This is a genomic window from Ligilactobacillus murinus DSM 20452 = NBRC 14221, assembly GCF_001591685.1.
Taxonomy (GTDB): domain Bacteria; phylum Bacillota; class Bacilli; order Lactobacillales; family Lactobacillaceae; genus Ligilactobacillus; species Ligilactobacillus murinus.
Genome location: NZ_BCVJ01000078.1, coordinates 1 through 4,698 on the forward strand (window position 1 = coordinate 1; position 4,698 = coordinate 4,698).

The window sequence follows — 4,698 nt, forward strand, 5'->3', positions numbered from 1 at the left end:
GGGATAACACGTTCCAAAGTAACCTTCAAGTTTTCACCGCCAGGGATGATACGTGGGTCTAATTCTGCGTAACGACGATCGTTTGCTGCAGAACCTTCATCATTTGCATCCAATAATGGAGGCAATACGTCGTAAGAACGACGCCAGATGTGAACTTGTTCGTCACCGTATTTTTCAGCCGCATCAGCTTTGTTCTTGCCTTGTAATGCACCGTAGTGACGTTCGTTTAAGCGCCATGATTTTGTTTCAGGGATCCATAATTGGCCTGATTCTTCAAGTGCGAAGTGCAAAGTCTTGATGGCACGTGTTAAAACAGATGTGTAAGCTTGGTCAAATTCGATACCAGCTTCTTTTAACTTGCGGCCAGCTTCCTTAGCTTCACGTTCGCCTTGTTCACTCAAGTTGACGTCAACCCAACCTGTGAAAAGGTTCTCTAAGTTCCATTCACTTTGTCCGTGACGGATAAATACTAATTTTGCCATTTAGTAAAAACCTCTTTCTTATGTTTATGATACAAAGATATTTTACACTGAAATGCAAAAAATTGATAGTGCTTTAGTGAATTTAGCTTTGATTTTCATCTAAAGCTTTCAGCAAAGCAGTCACGGCACGTTCGATATTTTCAGGTGTCGTGGCTAAATTGATCCGAATATGTCCTGCACCCGAAGCGCCGAACCAATCGCCAAAATCGACTGCTAAACCTGCTTTATTTTTTACAAAGAGCTCTAATTTAGCTGGATCCACGACTGCACTAAGATCGATCCACATTAGATAGGTCCCTTCTAACGGTGAAATGACGATCTGTGGATAAGCTTTAGTTAGCTTTTCTTTTACATAGTCATAGTTAGCTTGGATCGTCTCCAATAGACCTTTAAGCCACGAAGCACCATGTTCATAGGCAGCCGCTGCAGCTACCTTGCCTAAAATACTGCCGGCTGGAGCAGCTAAACGTTCAACTAACTTATCATAGCGCTGGCGCATTTGGGGATTAGGGATGATCACATGACTATTTTGAAGAGCTGCCATGTTAAAGGTCTTCGAGGGCGCATCGACAACGACTAAATTATCACGATACTTACCTTCACTGACCTCTAAAACTGAAACAAATGGTTTATCCGTCAACAAAAGGTCGTGGTGGATCTCATCTGCGATCACAAGCACTTGCTTTTGGCGACAAAGTTCGAGTAGCTCAGCTAGTTCTGCTTCAGACCAAACACGTCCGACTGGATTATGTGGTGAACATAAGATCAACAACTTCACTTGCTCTTCAGTGATCTTGGCTTCGATATCAGCTAGATCCATTGAGTAGACCCCAGCTTCATGTTTGAGCTCAGAAACAACTAGTTTACGCTCGTTATTTTCGATGACTTTCATAAATGGATAATACACCGGTTGTAAGACCAAAACAGCATCATCTTTTTGTGTCAATAAGTTGACTAGCGTGCTCAAAGATTGCACGACCCCCGTGCCAAAACGCATCCATTCGCGATGCAATTCGATCCCATAACGTTCCTTTTGCCATTTGAAATAAGCTTCAAAATACGCATCTGGTGTTAAGGAATATCCAAAAGCACCATGCGCGATCCGTTTTGTCATAGCTTCAAGCGCTTCTTTTGGTGCTTTGAATTCAGTATCAGCAACCCAAAGTGGCAATAGATCTTCTGCATCGAAAGTTTCTTTTAAATTATCCCACTTGACCGAATCAGTATTTTTACGGGCAACAGCATATTCTGCCAAAAATTCCTGCTTATTCATTTTTACGCTCCAACTTTCTAACTTTCTTCAAACGTTCACCCTTTGAATGGACCGGTTTTACTCCTAAAACATCTAGCATAAAGGTAAAGATCGGGATCCCCACGATCAAGCCCCAAACACCAAAAAGATGTTCCGCAACAAATAAGACGACAAAGGTATAAAACATCGGTAATTCCGTACGGCTAGCCATGAATTTTGGATTTAAAACATAGGCTTCCAAAGCGTGAACAACGACTAGCATAATAACAATATAAAAGACATAGCGCAACCCACCGACCGAATAGCCGATAAACATCATCGGGATCGCGGAAATGATCACCCCAGCCACAGGGACTAAACTCAAAACAAAGACCATGATCCCTAAACTAAGCAGTTGGGGCATGTTCATGATCGCCAAACAGATCGTGGTGATCACCGTATTGACGACTGCGATCACAAATTGAGCTTCAAGTACGACCCCAAAAGTGTTCACAAAAATCTTAGCAAAATGATAAATATCTTCGAATAACCATGCAAATGGCCCACTCAAAAAGCCCTTGGAAAAACGATAGAGATCGTCTTTTTCGATCGTAAAAAAGAAACTCAACAGTAACGACATCACAAACGTAAAGCCGATCGAGCCCAAACTCTTAAGATAGCCTAGTGCGATCCCAAAACCGCCCTTGAACTGTTGCATGATATCGATCTTGCCAAAATAGCGGTCGATATAGTGGATCAGATCTTGCGCTCCATGCGGTGGATGCTGATAAAAACGCAAGAGTGAATTGATCATCGCTTCAGTTTGGATAGCGAGTTTAGGCACATAGATCGTCACAGCCAAATAGATAAAACCGATGAACAATAGATAGGTCGCGATCACGATCAATTGCGATGGGATCTTCACATATCGCCGAATATAATTTGTCAGCTGTACAACTAGAAATGTGAAGATAAACGTCAGCAAAATGATACTGATCAAGCTACGTAAAGCATACAAAATACCAATGATGCCTAGTAAGACGACAAACCGTCTCAAGGAGACATTATTGATAAACTTTTTCCAAAGATCCATAAACTTTCCCCTTACTTAAAGATAATAATTTAAGTATACCATTAATACTTGATAAATGTAGTAAGTTGAATATTTCAAAAAAAGACCGTGCTTTTATAAAACACGGCCCTAAAACAGCTATTTGATCTTATCGTATGCAAATTGGATGTGATATGAACGCTTACCGTTCTTTGGCAAGACGATATCGCCAAAGTTTTCTTGATTGATCGCATCAGGTAAAGTCTGAGCTTCAAGCGCTAATCCTTCGCCTGGGATCGCTGGTTTACCTTGATCACGTGAAAACTTGATCTCAGTATCTAAGGCTGGCATATTATACATTACCAAGCCGTTTCGATCGGAATCGATCGTGATCTGGCGGCCACTGTCTTCATCACGTAAAACAGCGATCGGCTCTGTCCCTTTCCCCGGCTGGTTGACTACAAAAGCATCATCAAAGCCATCAGCTTCATCGGCAGCCGCTTTGACATTGCGGAAGTCTCTAAAATCAAGTGGTGTGGCTTCAACTTCTTTGACCCGCCCGGTCGGAATATTATTTTCGTCCGTCTCTAACGTTGCACTACTGTTGATCTTAAGTGAGTGGCTGGAAAGATCTTGGCGGTCGCTCAAATTGAAGTATACATGATTTGTTGGGTTGAACAAACTATCTTTTGAGCCCCCTAATGCACTAAAGGAGATCGTCACTTTGTTATTGTTATTTAGAGTATAGATGATCGTTGCCAAAATATTTCCTGGGAAACCATCCATTTTTTCGGTGATCTTCTTTTGGAAAATAACACTCACACTATTTTTATTACGTGAAGTGGTATAGTTCCAATTATAAGTGCTAAATCCGTTTTGACCCCCGTGTAACGTATTACCGTTTTCATTTTGTGGTAATTGAACTTGCTCGCCGTTTAATTCACACTTCCCGTGGGCGATCCGTCCAGCGACCCGACCGATCGCCTTACAGATATTTTGCGCATTAGCATAGTAATCTTTTGTATGCTCAAAACTCAATAATAAGTTCTTCTTACCCGCACCACTTGGAACGCTGAAAGCTTGCCAGATCGCGCCCATCGTCAAGCACGAGATCTCGACTCCGTTGTCATTGACCAAAGTGATCTGGGTCACCGTATGTCCATCATAGGTATCAAGCTCTTTTCTAAAGATATCCATCAAAAATCTCCTCCAAATCTCACTTATAAATGCGTTATTTAACTACTTTTATTTTACCGCATTTGCACTTTTATTTAAAGCGCTTGCACAGATACTTAGTGACTTTTTAAAACTCCAAAAATTGGTATAGTTTGCAGATTTTTCCTTAAAACAACCTTAAGAATTAAAGATAAGCCCTTAGATCCCCGCTATTTGGGACCCTGAAATAATGATTTCTACTGATTTACTTATCAGCAAATGTAAAACACTTGCAAAACATTCTGATCCATAGTATGGTATAGACGTTAACACAACTAAAGATTTTTCTAGGAGGGGCTTTATATGACCGAAACAGTAGTTGAAAAAATTGAATCACGACAGAACCACAGTAAAGCGTGGCGTTTATCCGATAAGGAAAGCGGTTGCTTTTTAGATGTGACCTTTAATATTGATCTTGAAAAAACGATGAAAGAGCAACGTAACTTCTCCTTCTCTCGCTTTGTCTCGGAACAATTAAATGAGCTTTCAAAAATGGTCCCTTCACTCACAAGCAATTATAGTTTAGCGATCGATCGCGCAGCTGTTGGTCCAGCTTACTTGCCATTGGATAACGCCAAGGCAAAGCCACTCTTGACCCAACTCGCCTAGATCGTATCAGGAAATGTCGACTGGCATTTCCTTTTTTTGTGCAATCCGGCATTTGAGCTATATAGCCGTAACGTGCAATTCAGAGCAGAGACTAGCAAATAAGAGTCCCC

General features: G+C 41.3%; 5 protein-coding genes. 1 reads left to right on the forward strand and 4 read right to left on the reverse strand.

The genetic code is table 11. The features are described 5' to 3' along the window. From LMU01S_RS09510 to LMU01S_RS09525, 4 genes are all read right to left on the reverse strand, one after another. The coding region (locus LMU01S_RS09510; RefSeq protein WP_061773579.1) for a 2,3-bisphosphoglycerate-dependent phosphoglycerate mutase at positions 1–482 on the reverse strand (482 nt) is incomplete at its 3' end. An 82-nt stretch (positions 483–564) separates the two neighbouring features. Continuing rightward, positions 565–1,755, reverse strand: a complete 1,191-nt coding sequence (locus LMU01S_RS09515) for a MalY/PatB family protein (protein ID WP_056960312.1) — start codon at positions 1,753–1,755, stop codon at positions 565–567. Continuing rightward, positions 1,748–2,806, reverse strand: coding sequence for an AI-2E family transporter (locus LMU01S_RS09520; RefSeq protein ID WP_056960310.1), 1,059 nt, complete (start codon positions 2,804–2,806; stop codon positions 1,748–1,750). Before LMU01S_RS09520 ends, LMU01S_RS09515 begins: the two co-directional genes overlap by 8 nt. Before the next feature lie 117 nt (positions 2,807–2,923). Continuing rightward, the gene (locus LMU01S_RS09525; RefSeq protein WP_056960308.1) at positions 2,924–3,961 is read right to left on the reverse strand and encodes an aldose epimerase family protein; all 1,038 of its coding nucleotides are present in this window, start codon (positions 3,959–3,961) and stop codon (positions 2,924–2,926) included. A 321-nt stretch (positions 3,962–4,282) separates the two neighbouring features. Here LMU01S_RS09525 and LMU01S_RS09530 point away from each other — a divergent pair, with 321 nt between their 5' ends. Continuing rightward, a complete protein-coding gene (locus LMU01S_RS09530) occupies positions 4,283–4,588 on the forward strand; it encodes a hypothetical protein (RefSeq protein ID WP_004050454.1) in 306 nt (101 codons plus the stop codon). Positions 4,589–4,698 lie beyond the last annotated feature (110 nt).

Excerpts from the sequence above, each read along its gene's own strand:
- LMU01S_RS09515 (WP_056960312.1), bottom strand. The coding sequence starts at position 1,755 with ATGAATAAGCAGGAATTTTTGGCAGAATATGCTGTTGCCCGTAAAAAT.
- LMU01S_RS09520 (WP_056960310.1), bottom strand. The coding sequence starts at position 2,806 with ATGGATCTTTGGAAAAAGTTTATCAATAATGTCTCCTTGAGACGGTTT.
- LMU01S_RS09525 (WP_056960308.1), bottom strand. The coding sequence starts at position 3,961 with ATGGATATCTTTAGAAAAGAGCTTGATACCTATGATGGACATACGGTG.
- LMU01S_RS09530 (WP_004050454.1), top strand. The coding sequence starts at position 4,283 with ATGACCGAAACAGTAGTTGAAAAAATTGAATCACGACAGAACCACAGT.